We start from the raw sequence: 17,238 nt of genomic DNA on the forward strand, positions 1-17,238 counted from the left end.
GGCGGCCCAAGACTTGCTGGCTGTATTCCCGTGCGGCGCGCCTCGCGGCGGTCCGCTAGGCTTTGCGCCCGAACAGGCCGCCCTTGAGCGTGTGGGCGGCAAGGATGCTCTTTTGCGATTCGTAGAAAGGATCGCTCTTGCCGCTGAACGGGTCCGTGTTCATGAGGTCGAGCGTGCCCGAGACCAGGGCCGCGCCGAACGAGGCCTTGTCCACCGGCGCATGCGAGAACGCCCCGCGCCCGCCCATGTAGTCGAGTGTCTTGGTCACCACGGCCGCGCCGAACGTCTGCCTGCCCACGGGAGCGAAGCCCCCGAAACCACCCATCGCGCCCATTTTCTCGATGCCCATGACGAGCCTCCGGCAAAAGCGTAAATTATCCCTTTTCATGCCTATCGGCCGAAAAGGCGCAATTCTTTAGGCGCTCGAAAAAATTTCCGGCCGAGGGACAGCCGACGCCTTAAGGCGCCTGTCACGCGCGGCCGCTTCTGACCACCTCAAGGGCGCGCTCCACGTCCCATTCGTCGTGCACCACGCGCGAGAGCGCCTTGACCAGGAGTTCCGGCCGGTCGTGCTGAAAGACGTTGCGGCCGATGGACAGCCCCGCGCATCCGGCCAGGCAGGCGTCGTGCGCCATGGTCAAAAGCGCCGCGTCGTCGTCCAGGCGCGGGCCGCCCGCGATGACCACCGGCACGCAGCAGGCCTCCACCACGCGGGCGAAGCTCTCCATGTCGCCGGTATAGGCGCACTTGACCACGTCGGCCCCGAGTTCCACGGCCACGCGCGCGGCGTGGGCCACCACGGCCGGGTCGTACTCGTTCACGATGTGCGGCCCGCGCGCGTACATCATGGCCAACACCGGCATGCCCCACTCGGCCGCGCGCGAGCAGACCATCCCGAGGTCGGCCAGCATGTCGCGCTCGCGCTCGTCGCCCAGGTTCACGTGCACCGAGACGCCGTCCGCGCCAAGCTTGATGGCGTCCTCCACGCTGGCCACGAGCGTCTTCGCGCCGGGAAAGGGAGACAGGGAGGTGGAAGCCGAGAGGTGGACGATGAGTCCGATGTCCTTGCCGTAGCCGCGATGGGTGCAGCGAGGCATGCCCTTGTGCATGAGCACGGCGTTGGCCCCGCCTTCGGCCACGCGATCCACCGAGCCCTTGAAGTCGTGCATGCCCTTGATGGGCCCCACGGTCACGCCGTGGTCCATGGGCACGATCACCGTGCGCCGCGTGTTGCGATTGAGAATGCGTTCGAGGCGGACGGCCTTTCCGAGAAGCATGCGAACCTCCGTTCACGTGTTTGCCCGAAAGGAGGCCGCAAGGCGGCTCGCGGTCCCAAACGAAAGGGGCCGCGAGCGTGATGCCCGCGGCCCCTTTCGGATCGTTCGCCGGGTGTGGCTACCCTGCGCGCTCCCCGTGGCCGCGGGCGCTTCTAAAGAAGAAAAAGCCGAAAAAGACGGCTTGGAAGCGGGTTCTGGCGGCGGGGTTCGTGCGCATGGAAATTCTCCTATGCCCACAAGGCCCGGCCTGTCAATGCATCGCCCGGGTTTCACGAAATTATCATCTCCGGTTCTTCTTTCCTCGTGGCATGACCCGTGATAAAGACCCAAACTATCCAAAACCATAGACGCATCCGAGGGGACCTCCCGATGGCCGACAAGAAGACCGCTCCGAAAAAGCCCGCCGCCAAGACGGCCCCCAAGGCAACGTCCCGCGCGGGCGAAAAGAAAAAATCCGAAGCCGGACCCGCCCCGAGAATACAACCCACCAAGCGCCTCGTGGATTCGCTGTGCTATACGGCCGCCGCGCCCGAGTCGGAGAAGATCGCGGCCGACCTGCGCCGCCACGTGACCGTGACCCTGGGCAACGACTTCGACAGGCCCAGCGCCTACACCTACAGCCAGGGCCTGTCCTACGCCGTGCGCGACCGACTCATCGACCAGTGGATCAAGACCCAACGGTCGATGTACGAGAACGGCACCAAGCGCGTCTATTACCTCTCGCTCGAATTTCTGCCCGGCAGGTTTCTGGCCAACAGCATCCTGAACCTGGGCATCGAGGAGGACGTGGAGGCCGCACTCAAGGGCACGCGCCTGACCCTGGCCGACTTGGAGGAGCAGGAGGCCGAGCCGGGGCTCGGCAACGGCGGCCTGGGCCGTCTGGCCTCGTGCTACCTCGACTCCATGGCCACCCTGGGCATCCCGGGCTACGGCTACGGCATCTCTTACGCCTACGGCATCTTCCGCCAGGACATCGAGGACGGTCGCCAGGTGGAGAAGGCCGACAACTGGCTGCACTACGGCACGCCGTGGGGCTTTCAGCGCACCAAGCACCTGTATTCGGTCCATTTCGGCGGCTACGTGCGGCCCTACACCGACCACGAAGGCAACACCCGCTTCCACTGGGTGGCCGAGCAGCGACTGAAGGCCATGGCCCTGGACATCATGGTTCCGGGCTACAAGAACGGCTACGCCACCAACATGCGGCTGTGGGTGGCCAAGGCCGACAAGGCCTTCGACCTGCAGTTCTTCAACTCCGGGGACTACATCGGCGCCCTGGAGAACAAGATCATGTCCGAGAAGATCTCCATGGTCCTTTATCCCGACGACACGGAGATGGCGGGCAAGGAACTGCGCCTCAAGCAGCAATACTTCTTCGTCTCCGCGACCATGCAAGACATCGTGCGCCGCTTCCGCAAGAAGGGCGTGCCCTGGACCGACCTGCCCAAATACGTGGCCGTGCAGCTCAACGAGACCCACCCGGCCATCGCCATCCCGGAGCTGATGCGCATGCTCGTGGACGGCGAGCACATGGACTGGGACGATGCCTGGGCCACCTGCGTGCGCACCTTCGCCTACACCAACCACACCGTGCTGCCCGAGGCCCTGGAGAAGTGGCCCGCCGAACTCATGGAGCGCCTGTTGCCGCGCCACATGCAGATCATCTACGAGATCAACCGCCGCTTCCTGCAGGAGGTGGCCATGCGCTTCACCGGCGACACGGAGCGGCTGCGCCGCATGTCGCTCATCGAGGAAGGCGAGGACAAGCAGGTGCGCATGGCCTTCTTGGCCATCATCGGCTCGCATACGGTCAACGGCGTGGCCGCGCTGCACTCCGAACTCATCACCAAGACCATCTTCCGCGACTTCTTCGAGATGTACCCCGAGCGCTTCACCAACATCACCAACGGCGTCACGCCGCGCCGCTTCCTGGCGCAGTGCAACAAGCCGCTGGCGCGCCTCATCACCGAGGCCGTGGGCGACGGCTGGCAGACGCACCTCGACCGCATCAAGGGCTTGGCCCCGCTGGCCGAGGACGCCGCTTTCAGGGAGAGCTGGCTCGACATCCGCAAGGCCAACAAACAGGCCCTGGGCAGCCTGGTGTCCGACCTGTGCGGCGTGCGACCCGATCCCGAAAGTCTTTTCGACGTCCAGGTCAAACGCATCCACGAATACAAGCGGCAACTGCTCAACTGCCTGCACCTGATCACTCTTTTGAACCGGCTGCGCGACAATCCAGGGCTTGAGATGACGCCGCGCACGGTGCTCTTCGCGGGCAAGGCCGCGCCGGGCTACGCGATGGCCAAGCTGATCATCCGGTTGATAAGTTCCGTGGCCTATGCCGTGAATACCGACCCGGCCGTGGGCGGACGCCTGCGCGCCGCCTTCCTGCCCAACTACTCGGTCTCGCAGGCCGAACACATCATCCCGGCCTGCGACCTCTCCGAGCAGATATCCACGGCCGGCATGGAGGCCTCGGGCACCGGCAACATGAAGTTCGCCCTGAACGGCGCGCTGACCATCGGCACTTACGACGGAGCCAACATCGAGATTCTGGAGGAGGTCGGGGCCGAAAACTTCTTCCTCTTCGGCCTGCGCGTAGAGGACGTGCTCGAAAAAAGACGCGGCGGCTACGACCCGCGCGCCGTGTGCACCGAGCACCCCGAACTGGCCAGGGCGATCGGCATGATCGCCACGGGCTACTTCTCGCCCGGCGAACCCGATTTGTACGCGCCCATCGTCCGCTCGCTGCTCGACGGCGGCGATTTTTTCATGGTCATGGCCGACTACGCGGACTACGTGCGCACCCAGGACGAGGCGGCCAGGGTCTTCGCCGACCCGCACGAGTGGGCCAAACGCTCCATCCTGAATACGGCAGGCATGGGCAAGTTCTCCTCCGACCGCTCGATCATGGAGTACGCGACCAGGATCTGGGGGGTTACGCCCCTCGCGTTGGACACGTAAGCACCCTTCCTGGATGGGGGCCATGCCACGGATGGCGGACATGGCGCTGCCAAAATGAGCGCAATACGTGTTTTCCCCAATTGATTGCGTCCTGAAAAGGCGGTAGGCGCTGAATCGGGGGAGCAATCATTTGCGCGGGAGTGGATGATGAACGGACTGGGAGCTGACCTGAACAGGCTGAAGCTTCGCCGGGCCAGGGAAGCGCTGGAAAAGGCCCGTTCGAGCGTGGCGGTCGTGGAGTGCCCGTGCTGTGGCGCGCATCTTCTGGTCGAATGCTGCGACGATCAGGTCATGGTCTATTGCGGCCACTGCCTTTTCACGGCGTCGGACAACACCTGCCGGGAATAGCAGGCCGTCTCAAAAGCCCCGCCCGCAGCCGGGCATGGCCGGATCATCCCGATTCCGCCCGGATCGGGCGCGGATGCGGCTTTGCGGCTTGACTTTCGCGCTCATGGTCCTATCCTCGCAGGGATTTTCCCAACGAGGTGACGCCATGCCCATGTACGAATATTCCTGTGCCGCCTGCGGCGTCGAGTTCGAGGAACTCGGCAGCCTGCGCGACGAGTCCTGCCCGCCCTGCCCGGCCTGCGCCAGCGTCGAGACGAAACGGCTCGTCTCCCGCCATTCCCTGAAGACCGGCGTGCCCCCCATCAAGGGGCTCGACACCATCAAGCAGATTCATCCCAATGCGCGTCCCGCGCACCTCAACCGCGGCCCCGGCGGTCCTACCGGTTGCGGCGGCTGCAAGCCAAGCGGCGGTTGAGGCGTGTAATCCCGGCTCCCCGTGCGGGCGCCTTCAAACACTCGTAACGCAAGACCAATCGCTTCGCCCTGAGGGACAATTGCCCTGGGACGGCTCTGCCGTTTCATGCGGTCAAGCTGCCTGCGAATCCGGCTGAAAAATGCTGAAGGCGTTGCCTTCGGGATCTTCGCAATAGGCCATGTAGCCGATGCCGGGGATGGCGCGGCGCGGCACGATGACCCTGCCTCCGGCCGCGACGACCCGATTCAGGGCCTCGTCCACCGAGGACGTGTGAATGGTCGGCGTTCCCGTGACCCGATGGGCGGGTCGTTTGCCCACGCGGCCGAAGATCAGGCTCTGTCCGTCATCCAGGCCGTCGCGCAGCCAATAATTCTCACCCCGGGAGTCCCGGACGAAATCGAGCCCGAAGGCTTGGGCGTAGAACCCGGCCATACGCTCGGGATTGTCCGCAAAAACGTCGAAATGCACCATTCTTTCCATATCCCGCACCTCCTGCGCCGCCAACGGTAAACAATCGGTTCCGCCCGCTTGGCCGCCGCGCATACTCCCCCAAAATAATCCAAGGATAAGGGGGCTAGATTACTATCCTGCCACAGAACACAAAAAAGTACAGCCGTCTTTCGTCACGACGGCCTCTTTTTGTGGAGCGCAACTCCATTATGTATGGAAAATCGACAGATTGTGGCAAAAATGCAACAACAGCCTCCCGCGCGGAAGCGCGGGTGAAGACGGAGAGCAGGCGGTTCCGGACGGATTTTTCTAGCGACCTCTGTGCGAGGCGAGCCGGTTCAGGAGCAGATACGAAGCGAGTCCACGCTGATCGATCCGGCAGACCTCATCCTCGGCCAAAACCTTGACTTCACTTGTCTTTTCGGCAACTTCCCGCTCGATCGTCGAAACGCAGAAAGATGCCTGCGCAGGAGCGAAAACCCAGGCGCTGATGGCCACGGCAAGAGATGCAAAGGCTATAATTATCAGATTGTTACGCATTTCAAGTACTCCTTCTTCCCTGTTTCGGCGACAGGCCGCACCGTCCACACGGGCCGCACCCTTCCGCTGGGCATATTCCGCCCGCGCGGCAGTCCAGATAGCCCTGCCATTCCTTCCACAGGTGGGCGCGCGAGACGCCCGGGTCAATGACCTCCCAGGGAAATAACTCTCCCTGGCTTTTCTCCAGCAAATACCGTGCCGTATCGACACCCCACGCCTTGAGCGCAGCCCGCCAACTCCCACGTCGCGCCGCCAACTCGGCGAGATCGAACACCGCCTCGTCGCCGCGCGCCAAGAGCCCTTGGAGCCGGGCCGCGAATGGCGATTCGCCCTCCACGCGCATGCCCTTGAAGGGGCGGCACGCGACCCTGACCTGCTCGATGCGACGCGAGAGGTCTTCCTCACTCGCCATGGCAGCCCATTGCAGCGGCGTGAAAGGCTTTGGAACCAGCGGCGACACCGAGAGCACAAGAAGCTCAAGCCCCGACCCCTTCCTGCCTCGGCCACGTTCGCGGGCCTCCTGAACGCGGGCCATGAAACCGGCCAGTTCCTCGTAGTCTGCATCCTCCTCGCCGGGCCAGCCCACGATCAGATAAAGCTTGAGCTTGTTGAAGCGTAGTCGGCTCACCGTCTCCACGACCCGAAGCAGGGCTTCGCTGTCGAGCCGTTTCCCGGCCGCGCGGCGAAGCCGCTCGCTCGGAGCCTCCAGCGCCAGGGTCAAGCTGCGCGCGCCCGTGTCGCGCAGGAATTGCAGAAAATCGTCGTCCAGGCCGTCGGCCCGCACCGAGGACAGGGAAAAGGCGGTCTTGCGCTCCCTGAGCCAGAGTAAAAATTCGCGCAGGTCGGGCCAATCCGTGAGGGCAGTGCCTACGAGCCCCACCTTGCGCGGGTTCGCAGCCTCGACCAGTTCCTTCAGGCGCGAAAGTGTGGCTCGACGGGGTGGGCGATAGATGGACCCGGCGGCGCAGAAACGGCAGCCGTATGGGCAGCCGCGGTTGACCTCGACCAGGAACATGTCGCGGAAGGCCGCCTCGGAACTGACGAAGGAGGAATAGGCCGGATCGTGCAGGATGGGCCCGATGCCGCCCGCAATGCGGCGGCGCACGGGAACTTCTGATCTCCCCGGAGCGTAGATGCCGGGCATGGAGGCGATGCGCGAAAGGGCATCGGCCTTGTCCGCGCCCGCGAAGAACGCCCCGCGTACGGCGGATGCAGTGTCCGCGAGGCCGTCCTCGGCCTCCCCCACGAAGAATGCGTCGGCGAGCGGCGCCAGAGGAGCCGGATTGAGGAAGGCCACGGGCCCGCCCACGAGCACCAGCGGCCATCCGGGCCTCTCGGCCCGGCGGGGAGGGATCCCGGCCGCATCGAGCATCTCGATGACGGTCTTGAACTCCTCCTCGAAATTCACGGAGATGCAGATCAGGGGAAAATCACGCAGGGGAAGGCCGGAATCGAGGGACACGGGCTCTTGCCCTCGCTTGGGAGCGAAGACGCGCTCCACGCGCACTCCCGGCTCTCGCGCCAGGATGCGCCAGGCCGACTGCCAGCCCAGGGTCGAGAGGGCCAATCCGGCCTCGCCCGGAAAAACCAGGGCAACGGGAAGTCTGCCGCCCGGATCGGGCAGTTCGGGGGCCGCTCGGCCGTGAAACTGGATCGCCTGGTCAGCCGTCGTCACCCGTTCGCCTCCTCCCGTTTCAAGTCCGCATGCCCGCTCTCTCCCGCCGCTCGGCAGGAGTCGTCCATGCGGCCCAAAGGGCCCGGGGGGCGTTTTCCGCATGCCGCCCCCCGGGGAGGACCATGTATGCTTAATCCGCCTGCTTGCGGATGAAGCTCGGGATCTCGAACTCTTCCTCGTCGAACAGGAAATCCTCCTCGCCGGGGGCCGCGCCCACCGCCTTGGCCTTGGGCTGCGCCCTGGGCGCCGCCTCGGCGGCCTCGGCTCCGAGGGTCTTTTGCCTGCGCAAGTAAGCGGGGATGGCCAAGTCTTCATGACTGATGGCGCCGGTGGCCCCGCGCGGCCTGATCTGCCCGGCCTGCGCCGCCGGTTGCGCGGCCGCGGGCACGGTCGCCTTGCGGCCGCCGCCGCGGATGGTGGTCAGCCTGCCGCCGGACTGGCCCTCGGCTTCTTCCTTCTCGATGCCCGTGGCGATGACGGTGATGCGCATCTCGTCGCCCGCCTCGGCGTCGAAGACCGTGCCGAAGAATATCTGCGCGTCCTCATGGGCGGCCTCGGACACGGTGTTGGCGGCCTCGGAGACCTCGTCGATGGTCATGTCCGGCCCGCAGGTGATGTTGATGAGCACGCCTCGCGCGCCATCGATGGTCACGTCTTCGAGCAGGGGGCTGGTGATGGCCTTGAGCGCGGCCTCCTTGGCCCTGTTCTCGCCGCGCGCGATGCCCGTGCCCATGAGCGCGAGGCCAGACTCGCTCATCACGGCTTTGACATCCGCGAAGTCGAGGTTGATCAGGCCGTGGACCATGATCAGGTCGGAGATGCCTTTGACCGCGTAGTACAGCACTTCGTCGGCCTTCTTGAGCATCTCGATGAAGGTCGCCTTCTTGGAGGCCAGGGAAAGCAGCCGGTCGTTGGGGATGGTGATCAGCGAGTCCACGTGCTGGCCGAACTCCTGGATGCCTTTCTCGGCCTGCTGCAACCGCTTCTTGCCTTCGAAGAAAAAGGGCTTGGTGACCACGCCCACGGTCAGGCAGCCCATCTCGCGGGCCACCTGGGCGATGACCGGCGCGGCTCCGGTGCCGGTGCCGCCGCCCATGCCGGCGGTCACGAAGACCATGTCCGAATCGCCGATGGCCTGACGGATCTGCTCGATGCTCTCCATGGCCGAACTGCGGCCGATTTCGGGGTTGGCGCCTGCGCCAAGGCCCTTGGTCAGCTTGTCGCCGAGCTGAATCTTGAATTCCGCCTTGGAGCGGTTCATGGCCTGGCAGTCGGTGTTCGCGGTGATGAAGGTCACGCCGCGAAGCTGCGATTCGATCATGTTGTTCACGGCGTTTCCGCCGCCGCCGCCCACGCCGATGACTTTTATCTTGGCGTTGTTGTCAGTGATGAGTTCAAGTTCCATGGTCGGTCCTCCTTGATCCCCTCTGGTCCTGTTGGTTCCCTGATCCGAGCCCTACTTGATGTCCGTGAACCACTTGCGCATGGTTCCCAGGATGCGGTTGAAGACGTTGTCGTCGCGGATGCGGAACCGCTGCTCCACGCCTTCCTTCTCCGCCCCGTACATGAGCAGCCCCACGGCCGTCGCATACATGGGCGAATTGACCACATCCTTCAGTCCGCCGACGTTTTGCGGGTAGCCCACGCGCGTCGGCAGGTTGAAGATTTGCTCCGCCAGTTCCTGGCAGCCCTCGATGAGCGAGGTGCCGCCGGTCAGAACCACCCCTGCCGCCACGCCGTTCTTGAACCCCGAACGGACCAACTCCTGGTCCACGAGGGTCAAAATCTCTTCCACGCGCGGCTCGCAGATCTCGGCCAGCACCTGGCGCGAGAGCCTGCGGGCTTCGCGGCCGCCCACGCTGGGCACCTCGATGACCTCGTCGGAACGGACCATCTCGGCCAGGGCGCAGCCGTGCCTGACCTTGATCTTCTCGGCCGCGACCATGGGCGTGCGCAGGCCGAAGGCGATGTCGTTGGTCAGGTTCGTGCCGCCAAGCGCCAACACTCCCGTGTGCTTGATGGAGTCGTTGGAAAAGACCGCGATGTCCGTGGTGCCGCCGCCGATGTCCACCAGGGCCACGCCGATCTCGCGTTCCTCCTCGGTGAGCACGGCCTTGGCCGAGGCCATGGATTCGAGCACGATCTCGGCCACGTCCAGCCCCGAGCGGTGGCAGGAGCGCACGATGTTCTGGGCCGAGGTCACCGCGCCGGTGACGATGTGCACCTTCACTTCCAGGCGCACGCCCGCCATGCCCAGGGGATCGGCTATGCCCCGCTGGTCGTCCACGATGAATTCCTGCGGCAGGATGTGGATGACCTCGCGGTCCAGCGGGATGGCCACGGCCTTGGCCGCGTCGATGACCCGTTCCACGTCCTTGGAGGCCACCTCGCCACCCTTGACCGCGATCACGCCGTGGGAGTTGAAGCCCTTGATGTGGCTGCCCGCGATGCCCGCGTAGACCGAGCGGATCTCGCACCCGGCCATCAGTTCGGCCTCCTCGATGGCCTTCTTGATGGACTGCACGGTCTGCTCGATGTTCACCACAACACCCTTGCGCAGTCCCGTGGACGGGCTCGTCCCGATACCCACGATATCGACGCTCTCGGGTCCAAGCTCGCCCACCACCGCGCAGACCTTGGTGGTGCCGATGTCCAGTCCGACGACGAGTTCACCTTTCGACTTGGCCATGTCCTTTCGTCCTTTTCTTCGGAGGCGTCAGCAAACTGCCCCAAAACACCGTTTTGCAGGCTGTTCAAAAAGCGCCAGATGCAAGGCGCGCAAAAAATTCACGGCCGACGCGCGGTTTGACCTGCGCGAAGGTCTGAATTTTTTGCAGCAGCGAAGCAGATGGTGTTTTTTCAACAGCATGCTAGCTCCCCGTCTTTTCCAGGCGCACCCAGACCCTGCCGCCCGAGGCGTGCAGGCTGCGCGCGAAATCCCATTCACCCCGCCGACCCAGATCCGAGGCCACCGAGGCCAGGCGGTCCAACCCCGCCTCCCAATCGGCCAGATCCAGGGCCAACGACCGTCCATCCGCGAGCAGCAGCGTGAGACTGCCGCCGCCCGCCTGCATCCATTCCACGTCGCGCAGGGCGAAAAACCAGCGCCCCTTGCCCGCCTCGGCGGCGAAACGCGGCATGTCGTCGAGCCAGCGCTCCGCGCCCGGCATCAGGTCCAGCACGGGCAGCGAGGCGAAGCGGGCCGTCTCGATGGGCGCAATCAGTTCGCCGCGCGCGTCGGCGTAAAAGAGTGTGTCCCCGCGCCGCACCCAGAAGGCCGCCTCCTTCTCGCGCACGAGAATGCGCAGCGTGCCGGGGAGCACCCGCTCGACCGTCACCGAGGCGATCCACGGATCGGCCACGAGCCGCTGCTCCACGTCGTACATGTTCAGGTCGATGGAGTTGTCGCCCTGCGCCACGCCGGAGAGAGCGAGTATCTCGGCGTCGCCCATACGGCTGTTGCCCTCGATTTCGATGGCCGTGAGCGCGAAATACGGGTGAACGCTGAGCCAGCGGTAGCCGTAGATGAGTCCGAGGCTGACGAGGGCCACGAACGCCAACGCCAGGCATAGGGTCAAGAGCCGCGTGATCATTCGTCCCGCGCCGCGCGCGACCTTCACGACGGCCCCGCCTTCGCCCTTGGGGGGCGGATAGCGGTTGGGAATCTTCCTGGCCTTGGCCGGCTTGCTTCCGCCGTTGCGGGAAAGCTGGACGCGGCTCTCACGCCGCGAAAGCACCAGGGAACTCATCCGACGACCTTCACTTCGAGTTCCAGCTCGATGCCGAAACGCTCGCGCACGGCCGCCCCGGCCAGAGCGATGAGCTCCAGGGCCTGTTCGGCCGTGCCCCCGCCCGTGTTGACGAGGAAGTTGGCGTGCATCTCTGAGAGCGCCATGCCGCCAACCGACCGGCCGCGAAAGCCGACCTTGTCCAGAAGCCTGCCAGCGCTCTCGCCCGCAGGGTTCTTGAAGACGCAGCCGCAGGTGGCCGCGGCCAGGGGCTGCACGGCTTTCTTGCGGGCGAAGTATTCGGCCATTTCGGCCCGGATGGCGCCTGGATCGGCCGCATCGAGCACGAGTTCGGCCTCAAGCGCCAAGAAGAAGCCCGACTCGCCCTCGGGCGCGAAACGGCGATAGCCCGCCTCCCACTGGTGAGCCTCGATCCAACGCAGCCCGCGCTCGCGCGAATAGACGAGCAGCCGCGCCAGACGGTCGCAAAAGCTTTGGCCCCAGGAGCCCGCGTTCATGGCCACGGCCCCGCCCACGGACCCGGGAATGCCGCGCAGTCTGGCAAGGCCCGAAAGCCCCTGCGAGGCCAGCCAGTTCAGAAACGAGGGGAGCTTGAGTCCCGTGCCCACGCGAACGATTTTCCCGCCCTCGGCCTCGCCCACGATCATCGGACCGGTGGCCACGCGCGAGCTGACCAGGACGATGCCCAGGTCGCCGTCACGGGCCAGGATGTTCGACCCCGCGCCAAAGGCCAGCGGCTCGCCGCCGAGTTCGTCGAGCGCAAGGGCGAGTTCTTCCGCGTCCGTGGCCTCGCGCACCACGGCCTCGGCCAGGGCAGTGCCGCCGAGTCGAAGCGTCGTGCGCTTGGCAAGGGAGACGTCGCGGAAGATGTCCATGCGCTTACGCCTGCTCCAGGTAGCGGGGGCCAAGGGTGGTGATGTTGCCCGCGCCGAGCGTGAGCAACAGGTCGCGCGGCCTGAGAATGTTGGGCAGTGCGGCCAGCATTTCATCCAGGCTCTGGAAATATTCGACCGCGGTCTTGCTCACCTGACGCACGCCCTGGGCCAAGCTCTGGCCCGAGACGCCGGGGATCGGGGCCTCGGAGGCCGCGTAGATCTCAGTGAGCAAAAGCAGGTCGCAGTTCTCGAAGACCGTGCAGAACTCGCCGAACAGGGCCTGCGTGCGGGTGAAGCGGTGCGGCTGGAAGGCCACTACCAGACGACGGTCCGGATAGCAGGCCCGGGCGGTTTCGAGCGTGGCCCTGATCTCTGCCGGGTGGTGCCCGTAGTCGTCCACCACCAGCACGCCGCGCTTCTCACCCTTGATTTCGAAGCGGCGGCCCACGCCGCCGAAGCCCGCCAGGGCCTCCACGACCTTCTCCTTGGGCAGCCCGGCCTCGATGGCCACGCCGATGACGCCAAGGGCGTTCAGAATGTTGTGCCTGCCCGGCTGGTTCAGGGTCACGTCAGCCCAGTGCTCGCCGTGCACGAAAACCCGGAAGATGCCGCGAAGCCCGGACTGCACGACCTGAGCGCGAATGGCGTTGTCCTTGCCGAAGCCATAGGTCAGCACGCGGCGACGCACGCGGGGCAGGAGCCTGCGCACGCCGGGGTCGTCGCCGCAGACCACGTTCAGTCCATAGAACGGCGTGGAGTTCATGAACTGCACGAAGGCTTCGTCGATCTCCTCGATGCCGCCGGTGTAGTGGTCGAGATGGTCGGCATCGACGTTGGTGACCACGGTGAGCATGGGCGTGAGGCACAAGAACGAGCCGTCGGATTCGTCGGCCTCGGCGATCAGGTATTCACCCTCGCCCAGGTAGGCGTTGGAACCGTAAGCGTTGAGCCTGCCGCCGATGATCACCGTGGGGTCGAGCCCGGCGGCGGCGAAGACCTCGGCCATGAGCGAGGTGGTGGTGGTCTTGCCATGCGTTCCGGCCACGGCGATGCCCGATTTCAGGCGCATCAGCTCGGCCAGCATCTCGGCGCGCGGGATCACGGGGATACCGCGTTCGCGGGCGACTTCGAGTTCGGGATTCGAATCGGGGATGGCCGTGGACTTGACCACCACATCCACGTTCTCGGCCACGTTGTCCGGGCCGTGGCCGATGAAGACCGTGGCCCCGAGCTTCATCAGCCGCTTGGTGACCTGCCCCATGGCCACGTCCGAGCCGGACACCGCGTAGCCCTGGTTGAGGAGCACCTCGGCGATGCCGCTCATGCCGGAGCCGCCAATGCCGATCATGTGAATGTGTCTGACCTTGGTGCGCATGTCTCTCCTCAGGCCGAAGCGGCCAGCCTCTCGAGCTCGTCCACCACGGCGGCGGCCGCGTCCGGGCGGCCCTCGGCCCTGGCGGCGCGGGCCATGAGCAAAAGTTTTTCCGGATCGCCGAAAAGCCCGAGCACGATCTCGGCCAGCCGCTCGGGCGTGGCCTCGTTCTCGGGCAACAGCTCGGCCGCGCCGCGAGAGGCCAAGTACCGGGCGTTGACGGTCTGATGATCGTGCGTGGCGTACGGGAAAGGCACGAGAATCGAAGGCCTGCCCGCCACGGTCAGCTCGGCCAGGGTCGTGGCCCCGGCGCGTCCGGCCACCAGATCGGCCCAGGCGTAGGCCTCGGCCATGTCCTCGACGAAGGGCGCGACGCGCGGCGGCTCGCCTCCCTGGGCTGCGTAGATCGAGGCCACTCGCTCGTGGTCCGCCGCGCCGGTCTGGTGCCACAACTTCACGCCGCGCTGCGCAAGCCGCGGCCAGGCCGCGGCCACGGCGGAGTTGAGGGCTCGCGCGCCCTGGCTGCCGCCAAGGACCAGAAGATGCGCGCCGCCGCTCCCGCTCTCGCGTTCACCCGCCCCGCGCACGGCCGTGATGGCGGCGCGCACCGGATTGCCCGTGCGCACGGTCTTGTCCGAGTCGAAAGCGCCCTGCTCGTCGGGATAGGTCATGAGCACGCGGTCCGCGAGGCGGCCGAGCAGCCTGTTGGCCGCGCCCGGCACGGAATTCTGCTCGTGGACGGCCGTGGGCACGCGGCAGAGTCGCGCCGCCACGACCGGGCAAAAGCCCGCGTAGCCGCCGAACCCGGCCACCACCTGGGGCTTCTCGCGCGCCACGATCCCCCGGGCCAGCACGATCCCGCGCGCGAGCCCCGCCAGGGCGCCCACGGCGCGAAGCCCCCGGCCGAGCACGCCGCGCACGGGCAGGCCCGTGAATTCGAGTCCGGCCTTCGCGGCAAGCTCCTTCTCGGGTCCGTAAGCGCCGCCGATGAAATGCACCCGCGCCGATGGCTCGCGGCGTCTGATCTCCTCGGCCACGGCCAGGGCCGGGAAGATGTGGCCGCCCGTGCCGCCCGTGGTCAGGATGACGCGCGAAAGCTTCATGCCGCGCCTCCCATGGCCGCCGGGCCCAGGGCCTGGACCGTGCGCTCGCCCTGCCTGCCGGGCCGGGCCGTGCGCGAGAGGTTGAGCAAAAGCCCGAGGCAGACGAAAGACATGACCACCTGCGAGCCGCCGTAGCTCAGGAAGGGCATGGGCACGCCCTTGGGCGGCACGGTGCCGAGCACCACCGCCAGATTCATGAGGAACCCGAGCCCTAGGACCAGGGTCAGGCCGTAGGCCGTGAAGCGGTCGCGCAGGTCGTCCTGGCGCAGCGCCGTCAGGAACGAGCGCCAGAGGATGATGCCGATCAACACGAAGACCACGGAGACGCCCAGGAATCCCGTCTCCTCGCCGACCACGGCCATCAGGAAGTCGTTGTGCGCCTCGGGCAGGAAGAAGAGCTTCTGCCGCCCCGCGCCGAGCCCCACGCCGGTGATCCGGCCCGCGCCGAAGGCGTACAGCGACTGCACGAGCTGATACCCGGTGTTGCCCGCGTCTTGGAATGGGTCCAGGAAGGCCAGCATGCGCTTCAGGCGGTAGGGCGAGTGCAGGATGAGCATTACGGCCGCGCCGCAGGCCAGGGCGAAGGTCATGAAAAGGTAGACGAAGCGCGTGCCGCCGGCCAGACACATGAGGAAGAGCAGCGCGCAGAGCATGGCCGCGCCACCGAAGTCGGGCTGGGCCAGAAGCAGCATGGCCAAAAGCCCCGTGACCGCGAAGGGCGGGATGAAGCCGATGGCGAAGGACTGCACCTTGTCCTGCTTGCCCGCGAAGAAATAGGCCAGATAGAGCACCAGGGCCACCTTGGCCATCTCCAGGGGCTGCACGGAGAGCGGCCCGAGCCTGAGCCAACGCTTGGCGCCGTTGACCTCCACGCCCAGGGGCGAGAAGGCCGTGGCCAGAAACAGCGCGATGACCAGGGCCAGCCAGATGTACACGCCGCCGTGCACGACGCGCCGGGGAATCACGGCGCAAGCGGCCATGCAGACCGCGCCGACGGCGCAGAACAGGGCTTGGCGATGGAAGAAATGGTATTTCGCGCCGAAGAAGCGCTCGGCCATGATGCCCGAGGCGGAGAGGACCATGATCAGGCCGAAGGCCGCAAGCAGGAGACCGGCCGCGAGCAGCCACCAGTCCACGCCCAGGGCGTTTGCAGTCTTCGCTTCGGCGCTCACGCGAGCTCCTTGGCCACGCGCGCGAAATCGCGGCCGCGCGCGGTGTAGTCGGTGTACAGGTCGAAACTCGACGTGCCCGGAGAGAGCAGGATCACGTCGCCCTCGGCGGAATCGGCAAAGGCCTTGCGCACGGCCTCTTCCAGGGTCGCGTGCCAAGTCAGCGGCACCACGCCCTTCCAGGCGGGCTCAAAGATCTCGCGGCTGGCCCCGAACAGCGCCACCGAGGCGGCGTGCTCGCGCAGAAGCGGCACGAGCAGGGCCGGGTCGCCGCCCTTGTACTTGCCGCCCGCCAAAAGCCGCACGGGTCTGTCGAAGGAACGCAGGGCCGCGGCCACGGCCTCGAAGGTGGTGGCCTTGGAGTCGTTGACGAAGAGCCTGCCGTTCACCTCGGCCACGGCCTCCAGGCGGTGGGGCTTGGGCGAGAAGGCGGCCACGGCCGCGCGCGCCTGCTCCTCGGTCACGCCGAAGGGACGCACGGCCAGCCAGGCGGCCTCCATATTGGCCTTGTTGTGCGGGCCGATGAGCCGCGACACGGCCGAGAAGCGTTCCGTGGGCACGAAATAGACGCGCGCGGCCCTGGTGAACTCGCGGCCTTCCAGTTCGTCCTTCATCTCCAGCGGGACCACGGCCAAATCGCCGGCGTCCTGCCGGGCGAAGATGCGCAGCTTGGCCTGGAGGTACTCCTCCATGTCCGCGTGCCAGTCCAGGTGGTTGGGCGAGAAGTTGAGCAGCACGGCCACGCGCGGCCTGAAGGAGCGGCAGTTCTGGAGTTGGAAGCTCGACACTTCGAGCACCACCACGTCGGCCTTCTCCCCGTTCACGCCCTCCAGGAGGTAGGTCGAGGGCGGGGTGCCGATGTTGCCGCCCAGAAAGACTTTCTTGCCCGCCTCTTCGAGCATGCGCGCGACGAGGCTGACCGTGGTCGTCTTGCCGTTGGTACCCGTGACGGCGATGACGGGCTCGGAGAGAAACCACGAGGCCAGCTCGATCTCGGCCATGATTTTCTGCTCGGGCACGTCGGCCAGCACCTCGCCCAGACTCGCCCTGGCGATGCCAGGCGAAAGCACGACCATGTCGGCCCCGGCGAATTGCTCCCTGGTGTGCGCGCCGCTCTCGAAGGCCACGCCGGTTTCTTCAACGAAGGCCTTGACGGCCTCGCCCGGCTCTGCGGAGTCCAGGAGCCTGACCGTGGCCCCGAGCGCCAAAAGCAGCCGCGCGGCCGCGCGGCCCGAGGCCCCGGCTCCGACCACCACGGCCTTGTGGCCCGCGAGTTGTCCGCTGTGTATCAGTTCGCGCAC

At 66.2% G+C, this 17,238-nt stretch carries 16 protein-coding genes; 3 read left to right on the forward strand and 13 right to left on the reverse strand.

Annotated features, from left to right (window positions below):
• Positions 1 to 55 precede the first annotated feature (55 nt).
• Positions 56 to 349 (reverse strand): hypothetical protein, encoded by a 294-nt coding sequence (locus tag DSAT_RS04290; RefSeq protein ID WP_020886365.1) that lies wholly within the window; start codon positions 347 to 349, stop codon positions 56 to 58.
• Positions 350 to 470: 121 nt separating this feature from the next.
• Complete coding sequence (locus DSAT_RS04295; protein ID WP_020886366.1) at positions 471 to 1,277, reverse strand: 2-amino-3,7-dideoxy-D-threo-hept-6-ulosonate synthase; 807 nt, start codon at positions 1,275 to 1,277, stop codon at positions 471 to 473.
• A gap of 369 nt (positions 1,278 to 1,646) precedes the next feature.
• Here DSAT_RS04295 and DSAT_RS04300 point away from each other — a divergent pair, with 369 nt between their 5' ends.
• From DSAT_RS04300 to DSAT_RS04310, 3 genes are all read left to right on the forward strand, one after another.
• The gene (locus DSAT_RS04300) at positions 1,647 to 4,241 is read left to right on the forward strand and encodes a glycogen/starch/alpha-glucan phosphorylase (protein ID WP_020886368.1); all 2,595 of its coding nucleotides are present in this window, start codon (positions 1,647 to 1,649) and stop codon (positions 4,239 to 4,241) included.
• 147 nt (positions 4,242 to 4,388) lie between these two features.
• Positions 4,389 to 4,589 carry a hypothetical protein gene (locus tag DSAT_RS04305; protein ID WP_020886369.1) on the forward strand — a complete coding sequence of 67 codons (201 nt, stop codon included), beginning with the start codon at positions 4,389 to 4,391 and terminating at the stop codon, positions 4,587 to 4,589.
• A 145-nt stretch (positions 4,590 to 4,734) separates the two neighbouring features.
• Positions 4,735 to 5,004, forward strand: a complete 270-nt coding sequence (locus DSAT_RS04310) for an FmdB family zinc ribbon protein (RefSeq protein WP_020886370.1) — start codon at positions 4,735 to 4,737, stop codon at positions 5,002 to 5,004.
• Between the two features lie 111 nt (positions 5,005 to 5,115).
• On the opposite strand, the gene DSAT_RS04315 is transcribed toward DSAT_RS04310, so the two are convergent.
• The 11 genes from DSAT_RS04315 to murD form a co-directional block, all read right to left on the reverse strand.
• Positions 5,116 to 5,484 carry a VOC family protein gene (locus tag DSAT_RS04315; RefSeq protein ID WP_020886371.1) on the reverse strand — a complete coding sequence of 123 codons (369 nt, stop codon included), beginning with the start codon at positions 5,482 to 5,484 and terminating at the stop codon, positions 5,116 to 5,118.
• A 279-nt stretch (positions 5,485 to 5,763) separates the two neighbouring features.
• Entirely contained in the window at positions 5,764 to 5,994 is a 231-nt protein-coding gene (locus DSAT_RS04320; protein ID WP_020886372.1) for a hypothetical protein, read from the reverse strand.
• A 1-nt stretch (position 5,995) separates the two neighbouring features.
• Entirely contained in the window at positions 5,996 to 7,669 is a 1,674-nt protein-coding gene (locus DSAT_RS04325; RefSeq protein ID WP_020886373.1) for a radical SAM protein, read from the reverse strand.
• Positions 7,670 to 7,799: 130 nt separating this feature from the next.
• On the reverse strand, positions 7,800 to 9,074 hold the full coding sequence (gene ftsZ / locus DSAT_RS04330; RefSeq protein ID WP_020886374.1) for a cell division protein FtsZ: 1,275 nt from the start codon (positions 9,072 to 9,074) through the stop codon (positions 7,800 to 7,802).
• 51 nt (positions 9,075 to 9,125) lie between these two features.
• On the reverse strand, positions 9,126 to 10,358 hold the full coding sequence (gene ftsA, locus DSAT_RS04335; RefSeq protein WP_020886375.1) for a cell division protein FtsA: 1,233 nt from the start codon (positions 10,356 to 10,358) through the stop codon (positions 9,126 to 9,128).
• Between the two features lie 181 nt (positions 10,359 to 10,539).
• Entirely contained in the window at positions 10,540 to 11,418 is an 879-nt protein-coding gene (locus tag DSAT_RS04340; protein ID WP_020886376.1) for a cell division protein FtsQ/DivIB, read from the reverse strand.
• Positions 11,415 to 12,293 (reverse strand): UDP-N-acetylmuramate dehydrogenase, encoded by an 879-nt coding sequence (murB, locus tag DSAT_RS04345; RefSeq protein ID WP_020886377.1) that lies wholly within the window; start codon positions 12,291 to 12,293, stop codon positions 11,415 to 11,417. The genes DSAT_RS04340 and murB overlap by 4 nt, the downstream gene beginning before the upstream one ends.
• Before the next feature lie 4 nt (positions 12,294 to 12,297).
• A complete protein-coding gene (gene murC, locus DSAT_RS04350) occupies positions 12,298 to 13,668 on the reverse strand; it encodes a UDP-N-acetylmuramate--L-alanine ligase (RefSeq protein WP_020886378.1) in 1,371 nt (456 codons plus the stop codon).
• Between the two features lie 8 nt (positions 13,669 to 13,676).
• Positions 13,677 to 14,768: an undecaprenyldiphospho-muramoylpentapeptide beta-N-acetylglucosaminyltransferase gene (gene murG, locus DSAT_RS04355; protein ID WP_020886379.1), complete on the reverse strand. Its 1,092-nt coding sequence runs from the start codon at positions 14,766 to 14,768 to the stop codon at positions 13,677 to 13,679.
• Positions 14,765 to 15,940, reverse strand: a complete 1,176-nt coding sequence (gene ftsW / locus DSAT_RS04360; RefSeq protein WP_020886380.1) for a putative lipid II flippase FtsW — start codon at positions 15,938 to 15,940, stop codon at positions 14,765 to 14,767. The genes murG and ftsW overlap by 4 nt, the downstream gene beginning before the upstream one ends.
• Positions 15,937 to 17,238 carry a UDP-N-acetylmuramoyl-L-alanine--D-glutamate ligase gene (gene murD, locus DSAT_RS04365; protein WP_020886381.1) on the reverse strand — a complete coding sequence of 434 codons (1,302 nt, stop codon included), beginning with the start codon at positions 17,236 to 17,238 and terminating at the stop codon, positions 15,937 to 15,939. The genes ftsW and murD overlap by 4 nt, the downstream gene beginning before the upstream one ends.

Origin of the sequence: Alkalidesulfovibrio alkalitolerans DSM 16529 (genome assembly GCF_000422245.1) — a bacterium.
GTDB lineage: Bacteria > Desulfobacterota > Desulfovibrionia > Desulfovibrionales > Desulfovibrionaceae > Alkalidesulfovibrio > Alkalidesulfovibrio alkalitolerans.